Genomic DNA, 13,526 nt, shown 5'->3' with positions numbered 1-13,526 from the left:
ATCGCCCGTATCCCAAGCGGCGTCAGGGGCTGCTATTGATGCCCGGCGCAGATGACCGCCGGGTTGCGTCCATATGGCAGTCGCGGCCCCCGTTCAGGCGGCGGTCTTTTCCTTGAAACGGCACAGGTCGCGGATGACGCATTGCGGGCAGTCCGGTTTGCGTGCCTTGCACACGTAACGGCCATGCAGGATCAGCCAGTGATGCGCGTCGAGCAGGAACTCGGCCGGGATCACCTTGATCAGCAGATCCTCCACCGCACGCACATCCTTGCCCGGCGCCAGACCGGTGCGGTTGGAGACGCGGAAGATGTGCGTGTCCACCGCCATCACCGGCTCGCCGAAGGCCGTGTTGAGCACGACATTGGCAGTCTTGCGGCCGACACCGGGCAGCGCCTCGAGTGCCGCACGATCACGCGGCACCTCGCCGCCGTGCTGTTCCACCAGCATCGCGCAGGCCGCAATCACGTTCTTCGCTTTCGCGTTGTACAGGCCGATGGTGGCGATGTACTTCTTCAAGCCGTCCTCACCAAGCGCAAGGATCGCCTGCGGGGTATTGGCGACCGGGAACAGTTTGCGCGTGGCCTTGTTGACGCCGACATCCGTGGCCTGCGCCGACAATGTGACCGCCACCAGCAGCTCGAACGGCGAGCTGTACTCCAGTTCGGTCCTGGGGTGCGGGTTGAGTTCGCGCAGGCGCGTGAACATTTCGATCACGTCGGCCTTGGGCATGCGCGCGGTGCGTGCGGCGGTTTTCTTCATCGTGGCCATCAGGATGTACGGCCCGCGGCCTTGGCCTTGGCGCGCGCGAGGATCGCGGCAGCGGCCGAGGGCAGGGCGGGTTTCTGGATCTCGGGTGTGGGGGGCGGTGCGCGGCGTGCATCGCGCTCGGCGGCGCGGCGCGCGAGCCGTTGCTGGCGCTGGCGGTAGCGCTCGCGTGCGGCCCAGGCGCGCTGCAATTGCTGCTGTGCGTGCTGAAGCCGCTGTGGAAGATCGGGATGATCGGGACGCAGCGCTTCGTCGCCCGGCTGCGGGACGTAGTCCATCAACCCGGCCGCCAGCGCAGCATCCCATTGATCGTCGAGGACGAGTGCCAGCAACTGTGCCGGCGAAGCGGTATCGGAAGGCGACATGGCTCAGCGGTTCTGGAACACCGGCGGCCGGCGCGCCAGGAACGCGCTGGTGCCTTCGCGCATGTCCTCGGTGGCGAACAACAGGCCGAACTGCACGCTCTCGTACTCCAGCCCCTCGCCGAGCGGACACTCGCCGCCGATATGGATCGCATCGAGGATGCCGCGCAGCGCGAGAGGCGCGGCCGAGGCCAATTGCGACGCCAGTGCCTGGACGCGGGCATCCAGCTCCGCAGCCGGGACCACCTCATTGACGATGCCCAATTGCGCGGCACGCGCGGCAGTGATCGGGGCGCCCAGCAGGCACAGCTCCAGCGCGGCGGCGCGGCCGCACAGGCGCAGCAGCCGCTGGCTGCCACCGAAGCCGGGCATCAAGCCCAGATTGATCTCCGGTTGCCCCACCTTGGCGGTCTCGGAGGCCACCCGCAGGTGGCAGGCCATGGCCAGCTCCAGCCCGCCGCCCAGCGCAAAACCGTTGATCTTGCCGATCACCGGCTTGGGCATGCGCGCGATGCGGCGCATCAAGCGCTGGCCCAGCAACGAGAAATCACGACCCTGAACCGCGCTGAGGCCGTTCATTTCAGCGATGTCCGCCCCGGCCACGAAGGCTCTGGGGCCTGCGCCGGTCAGCACAACCACCCGCACGGCCGGGTCGGCGGCTGCCGCGGAGAACGCGGTATCAAGGGCTTCCAGGGTCGCCCGGTTGAGGGCGTTGAGTTTGTCCGGGCGGTTGACCGTCACGGTGCGCACAGCCGCATCGTCCATAATCGAGATAAGGGCGTCGGCCACGGCAGGACTCCTGAAAACGTTAAAAAAAAGTGATTGTTGAACTCTTGAAACGAAGTCAGGTCAGAGCCTGCGTCGTTAGTGGCGGTTCAACGTTGCGGCGGCTATCCTAACCCGTCGCCTCAGGGCGGCCCAACGCGTCCTGAGTTACCACCCCTGGAGAAAAGTTTGATGAAGTTGCGTTCTATCGCGGTCGCCGTCGCGGCCCTGGCCCTGACGGGCAATGCCTTCGCCCAGGACACCTCGTCCGAAAAGGGCAAGCTGAGCTATTACTTCGGTTACGACTACGGTAACAACCTGGCTGAACTCACCGCACGCGGCGAGCAGCTGGACATCAACTCGGTGGTGAAGGGCCTGCAGGATGCCTACGCCAAGAAGCAGCCGTCGATCACGGCCGAGCAGTTGAAGCCCGCCGTCGAAGCCTTCCAGAAGCGTGAGCAGGGTCGTGCGCAGGCCGCCAAGGCCGAGTACGACAAGGCTGCCGCCGAAAACAAGACCAAGAGCACCCAGTTCCTGGCCGCCAACAAGGCCAAGGCCGGCGTGCAGTCGCTTCCGAGCGGCGTGCAGTACCGCGTGATCGAAGCCGGCAAGGGCGCCAAGCCGACCCAGGCCAGCACCGTGCAGCTGGAAGTGGCCGGTCCGTACCCGTTCGGCACCCGTCCGGCCGAAGCACGTCCGGCGCAGCAGATTCCGGGCATCAAGGTCAGCGAAGTCGAAATGAAGGCCATGCGTGAAGCCCTGCTGCAGATGCCGGCCGGCTCCAAGTGGGAAGTGACGCTGCCGCCGGATCAGGCCTATGGTGCCGATCCGCGCACGCCGTTCCCGCCGAACGTCGCGGTGCAGTTCGAAATCAAGCTCGTCAGCGTCAAGTAATTTCTGCAACATCAAGAACGCGCCGGTGGAAACACCGGCGCGTTTTTTGTTTCCGTGCAATCGCGGTACTGTTGACCGGTGCAATCGATGGAACACTCCCCGCATGCCGTGCCCACTCCCTGCATCGGAATCTGCGCGCTGGACCGCGCCGATGTCTGCACGGGTTGCCTGCGCACCGTGGATGAAATCACCCGCTGGCGAACCATGAGCCGACCCGAACAACATCACGTCATGCAGCACACGCTGCCCCTGCGCGAACAACTGCGGCAATCGCTGCGCGGCTCGCTGGCCGAACACAAGCGCCTGCTGCGCGCGCTGCATCCGCTGGACCAGCCGCCGCCCGGTGATGGCTGGAACCGGAGTGAACTGATCGACCTGTTACCGCCCGGTCCGCCGGTTGAAGCGGCCGTCCTGGCCGGCATCATTCCGCGCGAGGGCGGCGCCCAGGTGCTGCTGACCCGGCGCACCGACACGTTGCGTCATCACGGTGGGCAGGTCGGTTTTCCCGGTGGCCGCAGGGAGCCGGAGGACCGCGATGCCGTCGCGGCCGCGATCCGCGAGAGCGATGAGGAAATTGCTCTCAAACCGGACCAGGTGCAGGTATTGGGGTATCTGGATCCGTTCGTGACGATTACTGGTTATCGGGTCATGCCGGTGGTGGCCGTGATCGATCCCGCCTTCGTGGCCGTGCCCGAGCCGGGCGAGGTCGCGGAAGTGTTCGAAGTGCCATTGTCCTACCTGATGGATCCAGCCAACCTGCACCATGTCGAGATCGACCACCGCGGTCGCATCCGCCACGTGCTCGAATACGGCTGGCCCGGGCAGCGGATCTGGGGTGCGACCGCCGCCATTCTCTACAACCTGCGTCGCCGCCTGGAGCAGACCGCATGACCACGCCGTTGATCGATGTCACCACCCTCGCACAGGCGTTGGACGACGGCGCGACGCGCCTCATGGATGCACGTGCGACGGCCAGTGCCGTCCCCACGCTACGGGTGGTGGATGCGCGCTTCTCGTTGGCCGATCCGCAGTCCGGTGCGGCGTTGTATGCACAGGGCCATCTGCCCGGTGCGCTGTACGTCGATCTCAACCGGGATCTGTCCGATCTTGGCCGCACCGGCCATGGCCGTCATCCGCTGCCGGACAGCGATGCGTTCGCCGCGCGCCTGGGTGCGTGGGGCATCGGGCCGCAGACCGATGTCGTGATCTACGACGCCGGCGACGGCAGCATGGCGGCCGCGCGTCTGTGGTGGCTGCTGCGGCTGATCGGGCATGCACAGGTACGCGTTCTCGATGGCGGATTTGCGGCGTGGCAGGCCGCCGGTCTGCCGGTCACCGCAGCGCTGCCGCAGGTGACGGCATTGCCGCCGTACCCGGGGCAGTTCGACCGCAGTCAGATCGCCTCGGTCGAGGAGGTACAGGCACGTCTCAAGCACGCGCCGGGCTGGCTGATCGATGCGCGGGCGGGCGAGCGTTTCCGGGGCGAAGTGGAACCCTTGGATCCGGTCGCCGGCCACGTGCCTGGCGCGGTGAATCGGCCGTTCGCGTTGAACGTGCATGAGGGACGGTTGCGCCCTGCGGAGGATCTGCGCGCCGCGCTGCAGCCGCTGATCGGCACGCACGCTCCGGACGAGGTCGTGCTGATGTGCGGCTCGGGCGTGACCGCCTGCCATCTGCTGCTGGCGATGGAAGCCGCCGGGCTGGAAGGGGCGCGGATCTATGCGGATTCGTGGAGCGGCTGGGTCAGCGACGCTTCGCGTCCTGTCGCAACCGGCTGATCATCACCCACGCAGTTCCTGCAACGGCACCGCCGCCAGCACGCGTGGCCACGGGAACATCGGACCGGGATCACGCTTGCGCGGCACCCGCCGCTCCGGATCATCGCTGGCCACTTCCTCGCGCGTATCCAGCCACTCATGCCCGGCGATATGTGCCAACGCGGGCAGCCTCCCGCACAGGTGTTGCAGCAGGTCGATCAGCGCCGCGATCTGCGCATCCGGGTAGGGCTCGTCCATCGCCTGGTGGCGGGAATCCCACCAGTGTGGGTAGCGCCCGGTGTTGACCAGTTCGATGCCGATCGAGCGCGGGTTATAGCCACTGACCTGATGGGCGACGCGGTCCACGGACACGTACTGCACGATGCGCCCATCGCGGTCGATGTAGTAATGGCCACTGTTGCCGGTGCCGCTGTCATACAGCACGCGCTCGCCGTACTCGCGTGCCATCGCAAGGTCCGGCAGTTCGGTGCAGTGGATGACCACCAGATCAATCTCGTCGTGCGTGCGGGGCAGCAGCCTGTCCTGGTAGGGCAGGGGCTGTGCATCGATGGCGGGCGGGGCGCGGTCGGGCATGCGGCGATGCTAGCATTCGGGCATGAACGCTCCTATCGATTTCCGCGCGGTATGCGCATGAGCCGCGGCCACTGCATCCTCTCCCATGGCTTTGAAAGCGGCCCGGACGCCATCAAGGTGACCGCCCTGGCCGAGGTGGCCGAGCGCCTGGGCTGGACCCACGAGCGCCCGGATTACACCGACCTGGACGCCCAGCGCGAGGTCAGCAGCCTGGGCGATGTTCGTGCCCGCCTGCTGCGCCTGGTCACCCTGGCCACCGCCCGTGCCGCGCAGGGCCCGGTGGTGCTGGCCGGTTCCAGCCTGGGCTCGTACATCTCGGCCATCGCCTCGCTGCAGGTGCCGGTCCAGGGCCTGTTCCTGATGGTGCCGCCCACCCGCATGGGGCCGATGCCGGCGCTGGATGCCGCCCGCGTGCCGACCAGCGTGGTGCATGCCTGGCACGACGAGCTGATCCCGCCGGCCGAGGTGATCGCCTGGGCCCAGGCCCGCTCGGCCCGCCTGCTGATGGTGGACGACGGGCACCGCCTGACCGATCACGTGGAGGCCTCGAGCCGAGCCTTCGAGGAACTGCTGGCCTCGCTGTAACCGGGCGTTCCAGCCCACCTCACGTACAATGGCCCCCCGGACCCCGTGCCCGGCTGCTTGCCGTGCCCGTGGGCACCCCCTCTCCGCTGACCTGCGATACCGATTCCGTGAAATTCTTTGTTTCCTGCGCCAAGGGCCTGGAGTATCTGCTCGCCGACGAACTGTTGGCGCTCGGCCTGGACAAGGCCACCGCCACCATTTCCGGCGTCAACGCCGAGGGCGAGCTGGCGCAGGCGCAGCGCGTGGTGCTGTGGTCGCGCCTGGCCAGCCGGGTGCTGTGGCCGCTGGCCGAGTTCGAGTGCCCGGACGAGGGATCGCTCTACCAGGGCGTGTCGGCGATGGCGTGGGAGCAGCACATCAGCCCCGAGCTGACCCTCTCGGTGGACGCGCATGTGTCCGGTACCGAGATCACGCACGCGCGCTTCGCCGCGCAGCGGGTCAAGGACGGCGTGGTCGACAGCCTGCGCGCGCAGGGCCTGGAGCGGCCGTCGGTGAACGTGGAGTTTCCGGACGTGCGCATCAACCTGTCGCTGCGCAAGGGCCGGGCCACGATCTCGATCGATCTCGGCGGTGGCCCGATGCACCGCCGCGGCTGGCGCATGGCGCAGAACGAAGCGCCGCTGAAGGAAAACCTGGCCGCTGCCGTGCTGCTGCGCGCCAACTGGCCGAAGATCCACAGTGAAGGCGGTGGTCTGCTCGACCCGATGTGCGGCAGCGGCACGCTGCTGATCGAAGGTGCGCTGATGGCCGCCGACGTCGCCCCGGGCCTGCAGCGCCACGGCAGCATCCCACCAAGCCGCTGGTTGGGCTTTGACCGCGAGAGCTGGAACACCCTGATGGCCGAAGCGCGCACGCGCGAAGAAGCCGGCCGCGGTGCGCTCAAACAGGTCATCCACGGCAGCGATATCGACCCGCATGCGATCCGCGCGGCCAAGGAAAATGCCGAGACCGCCGGCGTCTCGCACGCGATCTGGTTCGGGGTGCGCGACGTGGCCGATGTGCAGGTGCCCCTGCAGGAAACCGGCTGCGTGGTCTGCAACCCGCCGTACGACGAGCGCCTGGCCGCCGATGCCCTGCTGTACCGCCGCCTGGGCGACGCGCTCAAGCGCGCGGTGCCGCAGTGGCGTGCCAGCCTGCTGTGCGGCAGCGCCGACCTGGCTTTCGCTACCGGCCTGCGCGCCAACAAGAAGTACCAGCTGTTCAACGGTGCCATCGAGTGCGCGCTGATCGTCTGCGACCCGATCGCGGTGCCGCAGCGCGAGAACACCGGTCAGCCGCGCGAGCTGAGCGAAGGCGCGCAGATGGTGGCCAACCGCCTGCGCAAGAACATCAAGAAGTTCAAAACGTGGCGGACGCGCGAGAGCATCACCTGCTACCGCGTTTACGATGCCGATCTGCCCGAGTACGCGGCCGCCATCGATGTCTATGAGGAAGACGGCGGTGCCCGCCGCACGTTCCTGCATGTGCAGGAATACGCGGCCCCGGCGACCATTCCGGACGTGGATGTGCGTCGCCGCCGCAACGAGCTGCTCTCGGCCGCGCGCGAGGTCTTCCAGGTGCCGGCCGAGCAGGTCGCGCTGAAGTCACGCGAGCGTGGCAAGGGCGGCAGCAAGTACGGCCGTTTCGAGCAGCGCGGCGAGTTCGTGCTGGTCCGCGAGAACGATGCGCTGTTGCGTGTGAACCTGTTCGATTATCTGGACACCGGGCTGTTCCTGGACCACCGTCCGCTGCGCTGGCACATGGCGCAGGAAGCGCAGGGCAAGCGCTTCCTCAACCTGTTCTGCTACACCGGTGTCGCCTCGGTGCAGGCCGCCGTGGCCGGTGCCGCGACCACCACCAGCGTGGATCTGTCCGGCACCTATCTGCAGTGGTGCGCCGACAACCTCGCGTTGAACGGCAAGGGCGGCAGCCAGCACCAGCTGATCCAGGCCGATGCGCTGGCGTGGCTGGAAGCTGAACGTCACCGCTTTGACGTGATCTTCTGCGATCCGCCGACGTTCTCCAACTCCGCCCGCGCCGATGACTTCGACATCCAGCGCGAACACGTGCGCCTGCTGCGTGCGGCCGTGGCGCGCTTGAGCCCGGAAGGCGTGCTGTATTTCTCCAACAACTTCCGCCGCTTCAAGCTGGACGATGAAGCGATCAAGGAATTCGCGGAGTGCAAGGAGATTTCGCCCGAGACCATCGGGGCGGACTTCGAACGCAACCCGCGCATCCACCGCGCGTGGGAACTGCGCCGCTACGGCGCCTGACCGGACGGGGGCTGACATGGACGACAGCCCGCTCCACGCCGACGGGCTGCTGCTGCGGCCGTTCGAGGATGCCGACGCCGCCTCCTTTGCGGCGGCGGTGCGTGAATCGGCCGAGGGCATGCGGCGCTGGATGCCGTGGAGCTCGGTCGACTACCGCGTCGAGCAGGCGCTGCAATGGTTCCAGGCCTGCCGGGACGGCTGGGCGGCAGGCACGGCCTGCGAATACGGAATCTTCGACCAGGACACGGCCGCCTTCGTCGGCGGCGCGGGATTGAACAAGATCCAGCACCACCCCCGGTTCTGCAACCTGGGCTACTGGGTGCGGCAGTCGTGCCGTGGCCAGGGTGTGGCGCCCCGCGTCGTGCAGGCGCTGGCTGCCCAGGCGTTCGGGCCGCTGGGCCTGCATCGGGTGGAGATCGTCGTGGCCGTGGGCAATGAGGCCAGCGAACGGGTGGCGGTGAAGGCCGGCGCCCTGCGTGAAAGCGTGGCGCGCAACCGATTGGTCATCGACGGCCGTCCTGTTGCCGCGCATATGTTTTCACTGGTGCCCTGATCGGCGATCGCGATGCGGCTGCGCGTGGCTGCTCCCTCAGCGCGCGACGAGCGCCACCGCCAGCCCCACCACCGGCAACGCCCATGCCAGCGGCGCGATCCAGCGCGGGCGGTACGGGTACAGCCCGAACGCGATCAGCACGCCGCTGATCGTCAGCGCACCCAGCCACAGCACCGGGCCGATCGCCCAGCCGTGGTCCATCACGCACAGCGCGAACGTGACGGTCAGCAACGTCCACCCCACCCAGCGCCACACCCGCATGCGCGATGCGCTGGCGCCGGCTTTGCCGTGCAGGTCCAGCTGGTGCTTGTCCATGGCCAGCGACAACGCCGTGAACGCGGAGAAGGTCAGCGTGATTGCGAGCAGCATCATGCCGTCGCCCCCGCAGCAGCGGCCTGCTGGCGGCGCTTCTTCTCGGCCGCACTCAGCGGTGGCTGCCAGCGCTGCATGCGATGACCGCAGTAGGCCAGCATCGCGCCGAACGCGAGCATGGTCAGATCGAACCCGGCCAGCACCCAGTCACCGGTGCGCAGGGTGACGCCCAGATGCGCATGCGTGGTGACTGCATTGACCACGGGAATCAACGCAAACAGCGCGCCGCCCAGGTACAGCTGCCACGTCCACATCATCCGCTTGGGCCAGAGGAAACCGGCCAGCAACGCGGCGGCCCAGGCGTAGAAGAACGCATTGACCTCGGCGGAGGAGCGCTCGGCCATCTGTACCGGCAGCAGACGGTTGGCCAGGAAGTAGGTGGCGAAGGCGATCGGCAGGCCGGCCACCGCGCCGATGTTGAGCGCATCGACCAGGCGCAGGCCGAAGCCGGTCTTGCCGGACTTGGCATGCTTGGGTCGTTCCTTCACCGCCCACAGCACCACGCCGCTGGCGACCATCAGGCAGCCAATCAGACCGGACAGGAAGAACAGCGCACGCAGGCCCCAATCGGCGAACCGCGCCAGGTGCAGGCCGTACATCACGCCGCGGGTCTGGGTGGCGCCGCCCGAGGCCGGGCTGGCCTCGAGCAACTGGCCGGTGATCGCGTTGAAGCGCAGCGACGGGGTATCCACCGACAGGCGCTTTCCATCGCGCTGGGTGATGTCCACGATCGCGTTCGCCGCGCCCGGGTGGTACATGGTGAAGCCAGCCACATCCGCACCCTTCCATTCGGCGCGCGCGCTGTCGAGCAACTGCTGGATCGGCAGCGGCGTGGCGCGTCCTTCAGCCGGGGTGTCGATCTCGGCCAGGCGCGCGAAGGCCTCGCTGAAGAACGCCTCCTCATCCTTGGGATAGGCCACGCTCACGCCCCATGGCAGGTACATGAACATCAACGTGACGATGCCGGTGTAGGTGATCATCGCGTGGTACGGCAGCGCCATCACCGCGCTGACGTTGTGGAAATCCAGCCACGACCGCAGGCCCTTCTCCGGCCGGAAGGTGAAGAAGTCCTTGAAGATCTTCTTGTGCGTGATCACGCCGGTGATGATCGCCACCAGCATGAACATCGCGCAGAAGCCGACCAGATAACGCGCCCAGTACACCGGGATGTAGTGCAGGTCGAAATGCAGGCGATAGAAGAAGTCCCCGCCGCGGGTTTCGCGCGCGGCGATTTCCTCGCCGGTGTTCGGATCGACGGTGGCATCGCCGAAGCGGCCACCGCCGCGCCGGCGGCGCTCGCCTTCCACCGGCGGCTTGACCATCGATTCGGGGTTGCGCCAGAACATGCGCATCGCCGGGTTGCGCGGGTCGGGCAGGGTGACGTTCCAGCTCTCGGCCTGCGGCGCCTTGTGCTGCAGGAAGGTCAGGGCGCGCTCGGCCGCCACGTCGGCGGTCACGCTGCTGCGCGGCAGCTCCGGGCGCATCCAGCGGCTGATTTCCTCGCGGTAATAGCTGGCCGTGCCGGCCATGAAAATCAGCAGCAGCAGCCAGCCGACCAGCAGGCCGGTCCAGGTGTGCAGCCAGGCCATCGACTGGCGGAATCCGTTCTTCATGCGACCCCCTGCAGCAGGCGGGTGCCGATCCAGAACAGCGCGGTCGGGATCAGGATGCCGACCCACGCGCGCAGCGCGGTACGGGTAGCGAACGCCCACAGCGCCGCGCAGGCGCACAGCACGATCGCCACCAGCATGCCGGTCAGCACCGCTTGCCCGCGCGCGATCGGCAGCGCGACCGCGAAGAACATCGAGCAGGTCGCGGCCAGCGCGTAGCCGCCGAAGATCGCGGCGAGCGAGCGTGACAGGACACCCAGCCAGGGGCGGGTGAAGAAGGAACCAAGACGGTTGAACCTGGCGCTGGCGTGCGGCGTGCTGTCCACGGAAACCTGCTGATCGATCGGGGAAACGGGCATCACCGGCCGCAGCCGGTGATGAATGATAGTGGCCATCCCTGGCCGTGTTCACTGCGCGTCGCAGTGGTCCCTTGGAGCCGGTGTCAGAGCTTCCAGCGCAGGTTCAACATCACATTGCGCGGTTCGCCCCAGTACACGCCGTTGTAGAAACCGACGTTGCCGAAGTATTTCTTGTCGAGCAGGTTGTTGACGTTGAGCTGCGCGGAGAAATTGTCATTGAAGCGGTAACCGGCGAACACATTGACCAGGTAGAACGCGTCCTGGCTCATCACCGCCGATTCGGTACGGCCGCTGGTCGCGTAGTCGGCGCGCGGCTTGGTGCTGTTGCGGTAGATCCGGCTCTGCCAGGTCACGCCGCCGCCCAGCGAGAGGCGGTTCCACTCACCGCTCGGGCGCCAGCTGGTGTTGAGGCGGAACGTGTCCACCGGGTTGGCGGTGTTCTGCGCCACGCCGGCCTGGTTGCGGATGGTGGTGTGCGCGAACCCGGCCGACAGGTTCCAGTTCTCGGTCAGGCTGCCCTGGGCTTCCAGTTCCCAGCCCTTGACCTTGTTGCCCTTGCCGGTGGACCGGTAGGCACTGCCGCCATCGGGCAGCGAGGCGGCCGGCACTGAATCGTCGAGTTCGGCGACATTGTCCTTCTCGCCCTTGAACACGGCGGCGGAGGTGTTCAGGCGGCCACCGAAGAATTCACCCTTCAGACCGGCCTCCCACATGTCGCCGACTACCGGCTCCAGGTAATCGTTGTTCTTGTCGCGGTAGTCCTGCGGCTGGAAGATATCGGTGTAGCTGGCATAGGCGCTGAACTGCCTGCTGAAGTCGTAGACCAGGCCGAAATAGGGCGTCAGCGAATCGTCCGGCTTGTAGCCGCCGCGGGTGGTGCCGGTGCGGTTGCCGGCCGCATCGTTGGTGTAGCGCCAGCTGCGGGTCTCCCAGCTGCCATAGCGCGCGCCGAGCACGGCCAGCAACGGATCGGCCAGCTGCAGGCGGGCGGCCACGTAGGCGGCTTTCTGCGTCAGCTCGTTCTCCGAGGCCAGCCAGTCATGCCGGGTGAGCGGCAACGGGGCGACGTCACCGGTCCAGGTGCGCCAGTCCGGTACCACGTCGTAGCCCGGCGGCTGCGTGAATTCCGAGGCAGGCGATTCGCCCTTGCGAACCGACTGACCGAGGCCGAACACCAGCTCATGCTCGCGGCCGAACAGCTGGAACGGGCCGCTGGCGTTGAGGTCGAACACGTTCATTTCGCTGCGTTCGGCGAAATGCGAGAGGTAGGCGCGCACACCGGTACCATCCGGCGCCGGATAGCCCTGCGCGCCGTACCAGACGTCACCATCGGTGTTGCGCTTGGCCTGGGTCGCGCTGGCCTTCAACGACCAGCCATTGCCGAGCTGCTGCTCCAGACGCATGAAGGTGGTCTTTTCCACGATCGGCCAGCTGCTCCAGCTTGCCGACAGGTTGGTCGAGCGCGGCAGGTTGGCCGGCGTGCCGTCCGGGCCCCAGTACGGCACGACGCCCCAGGTCACGCCCTTGGTTTCCGGCGACTGGTAGTCATAGCCGACTTCGAACAGGGTGCTGTCGGTCAGGTCGGCCTGCACGATGCCGTAGAACACATCCTTGTCCAGACGGTACACATCGCGGAAGGAATCGCTCTGCTGCTTGGCGGCGACGAAGCGCGCGCGCACGCGGCCATCCAGCGCGACCGGGCCGCCGATGTCCGCTTCCAGGCGCTGGTTGCCCCAGCGACCCAGGGTCAGGCCGGCGCTCATCGCCATCTCCTGGGTCGGGCGCTTGCGGACCATGTTGATGGTGCCCGACGGGTCACCGGCACCGGTGGTCAGGCCGGTCGCGCCGCGGACCACTTCGATGCGCTCGTAGATCGCGCTGTCGGTGTTGGTCTTGAGCGAGCCACCAAACGTGTTGAGCATCCCGTCGATCTGGAAATTGGTGATGCTGTAGCCACGTGAGATGTAGTTGATGCGCTCCGAATCGGTGACCGATACATGCACGCCGGTGACCTGGCCCATCACATCGGACAACGCGTACAGGCCCATGTCGTCCAGGCGCTGGCGGGTCAGCACGGTGACCGACTGCGGGGTGTGGCGCAGCGACAGGTTCAACTTGGTGGCGGTGCTGGCCTGCTTGACGGTATACGAGTTGGGAATCTCGCCATCGGCGGTCACCTTGATCGTGTCCAGCGTGGTCGCATCATTCGGCGCGGCCTCGGCGAAGGCGGGCAGTGCCGGCCCGGCGAGGGCGGCGACAAGCGCGATGGCCAACAACGATGGCCGGGACAACGGTGACGCGGACGAACGGGACATGGCAACACTTCCAGTGTGAGAAAACGGCAGCACGCACGCGCAGCGACGCTGCCGGAGGCAGCAGGGCAGGCAAGGCAGAGCGGATCAGGGGGTGTACACGGGGCGTTGCGCGGGGAAGGCGTGGTGCATCCGGGCGCTGGTTGGCTAGGCGTACAGCCGATCAGTGAATGATAGTCATTATCATTTCGTTAGACAAGCGCCAAGTCGGTGTCCGCAGCGGGTAAACGCCGTGCGCTGGCGTATGTGGGGCAGGCGATAAGACCGTCGCCTGGGTGTCACTGCGGGGCAATATCGCGTCAACAGACTGTGAGGATGTCGTGACACGCCGTCACGGCATCCCTCA

General features: G+C 67.1%; 14 protein-coding genes. 6 read left to right on the top strand and 8 right to left on the bottom strand.

Translation table 11 applies throughout. The annotated features are described in order from the left end of the window. Nucleotides 1–93 precede the first annotated feature (93 nt). From nth to ABE463_RS06345, 3 genes are read right to left on the bottom strand one after another with little or no spacing between them, the layout of a single operon-like run. A complete protein-coding gene (gene nth / locus ABE463_RS06355; protein WP_346467574.1) occupies nucleotides 94–768 on the bottom strand; it encodes an endonuclease III in 675 nt (224 codons plus the stop codon). Further along, nucleotides 768–1,130: a hypothetical protein gene (locus ABE463_RS06350; protein WP_313217762.1), complete on the bottom strand. Its 363-nt coding sequence runs from the start codon at nucleotides 1,128–1,130 to the stop codon at nucleotides 768–770. Before ABE463_RS06350 ends, nth begins: the two co-directional genes overlap by 1 nt. A 3-nt stretch (nucleotides 1,131–1,133) precedes the next feature. Continuing rightward, nucleotides 1,134–1,916 carry an enoyl-CoA hydratase-related protein gene (locus ABE463_RS06345; RefSeq protein WP_346467573.1) on the bottom strand — a complete coding sequence of 261 codons (783 nt, stop codon included), beginning with the start codon at nucleotides 1,914–1,916 and terminating at the stop codon, nucleotides 1,134–1,136. 168 nt (nucleotides 1,917–2,084) lie between these two features. Between ABE463_RS06345 and ABE463_RS06340 the strand changes: the two genes are divergently transcribed. From ABE463_RS06340 to ABE463_RS06330, 3 genes are all read left to right on the top strand, one after another. Beyond that, the gene (locus tag ABE463_RS06340; RefSeq protein WP_019185884.1) at nucleotides 2,085–2,786 is read left to right on the top strand and encodes an FKBP-type peptidyl-prolyl cis-trans isomerase; all 702 of its coding nucleotides are present in this window, start codon (nucleotides 2,085–2,087) and stop codon (nucleotides 2,784–2,786) included. 87 nt (nucleotides 2,787–2,873) lie between these two features. Further along, the gene (locus ABE463_RS06335) at nucleotides 2,874–3,677 is read left to right on the top strand and encodes a CoA pyrophosphatase (RefSeq protein WP_346467572.1); all 804 of its coding nucleotides are present in this window, start codon (nucleotides 2,874–2,876) and stop codon (nucleotides 3,675–3,677) included. Next, a complete protein-coding gene (locus ABE463_RS06330; RefSeq protein WP_346467571.1) occupies nucleotides 3,674–4,564 on the top strand; it encodes a sulfurtransferase in 891 nt (296 codons plus the stop codon). Before ABE463_RS06335 ends, ABE463_RS06330 begins: the two co-directional genes overlap by 4 nt. 3 nt (nucleotides 4,565–4,567) lie before the next feature. On the opposite strand, the gene ABE463_RS06325 is transcribed toward ABE463_RS06330, so the two are convergent. Next, on the bottom strand, nucleotides 4,568–5,137 hold the full coding sequence (locus ABE463_RS06325; protein WP_346467570.1) for an N-acetylmuramoyl-L-alanine amidase: 570 nt from the start codon (nucleotides 5,135–5,137) through the stop codon (nucleotides 4,568–4,570). A 57-nt stretch (nucleotides 5,138–5,194) separates the two neighbouring features. Between ABE463_RS06325 and ABE463_RS06320 the strand changes: the two genes are divergently transcribed. The 3 genes from ABE463_RS06320 to ABE463_RS06310 all read left to right on the top strand — a co-directional run bounded on the left by ABE463_RS06320 (nucleotide 5,195) and on the right by ABE463_RS06310 (nucleotide 8,527). Next, nucleotides 5,195–5,722, top strand: a complete 528-nt coding sequence (locus tag ABE463_RS06320; RefSeq protein WP_346467569.1) for a hypothetical protein — start codon at nucleotides 5,195–5,197, stop codon at nucleotides 5,720–5,722. Between the two features lie 107 nt (nucleotides 5,723–5,829). Then, on the top strand, nucleotides 5,830–7,974 hold the full coding sequence (rlmKL, locus tag ABE463_RS06315; RefSeq protein ID WP_123729701.1) for a bifunctional 23S rRNA (guanine(2069)-N(7))-methyltransferase RlmK/23S rRNA (guanine(2445)-N(2))-methyltransferase RlmL: 2,145 nt from the start codon (nucleotides 5,830–5,832) through the stop codon (nucleotides 7,972–7,974). A 16-nt stretch (nucleotides 7,975–7,990) separates the two neighbouring features. Then, nucleotides 7,991–8,527 (top strand): GNAT family protein, encoded by a 537-nt coding sequence (locus ABE463_RS06310; RefSeq protein WP_346467568.1) that lies wholly within the window; start codon nucleotides 7,991–7,993, stop codon nucleotides 8,525–8,527. A gap of 36 nt (nucleotides 8,528–8,563) precedes the next feature. Here the strand turns inward: ABE463_RS06310 and ABE463_RS06305 are convergent, their stop codons facing one another. The 4 genes from ABE463_RS06305 to ABE463_RS06290 form a co-directional block, all read right to left on the bottom strand. After that, on the bottom strand, nucleotides 8,564–8,899 hold the full coding sequence (locus ABE463_RS06305) for a DUF3325 domain-containing protein (protein WP_259260188.1): 336 nt from the start codon (nucleotides 8,897–8,899) through the stop codon (nucleotides 8,564–8,566). Beyond that, on the bottom strand, nucleotides 8,896–10,512 hold the full coding sequence (locus tag ABE463_RS06300; protein WP_346467567.1) for a PepSY-associated TM helix domain-containing protein: 1,617 nt from the start codon (nucleotides 10,510–10,512) through the stop codon (nucleotides 8,896–8,898). The genes ABE463_RS06305 and ABE463_RS06300 overlap by 4 nt, the downstream gene beginning before the upstream one ends. Next, nucleotides 10,509–10,868, bottom strand: coding sequence for a DUF3649 domain-containing protein (locus ABE463_RS06295; protein WP_259260190.1), 360 nt, complete (start codon nucleotides 10,866–10,868; stop codon nucleotides 10,509–10,511). Before ABE463_RS06295 ends, ABE463_RS06300 begins: the two co-directional genes overlap by 4 nt. Before the next feature lie 83 nt (nucleotides 10,869–10,951). Then, nucleotides 10,952–13,183, bottom strand: coding sequence for a TonB-dependent siderophore receptor (locus ABE463_RS06290; RefSeq protein ID WP_346467566.1), 2,232 nt, complete (start codon nucleotides 13,181–13,183; stop codon nucleotides 10,952–10,954). Nucleotides 13,184–13,526: the final 343 nt, after the last annotated feature.

The organism is Stenotrophomonas sp. TWI819, from assembly GCF_039673075.1.
Classification (GTDB): domain Bacteria; phylum Pseudomonadota; class Gammaproteobacteria; order Xanthomonadales; family Xanthomonadaceae; genus Stenotrophomonas; species Stenotrophomonas rhizophila_B.
Note: the sequence above shows the minus strand (reverse complement) of the source record. Positions and strands in the feature narration are given on the sequence as shown.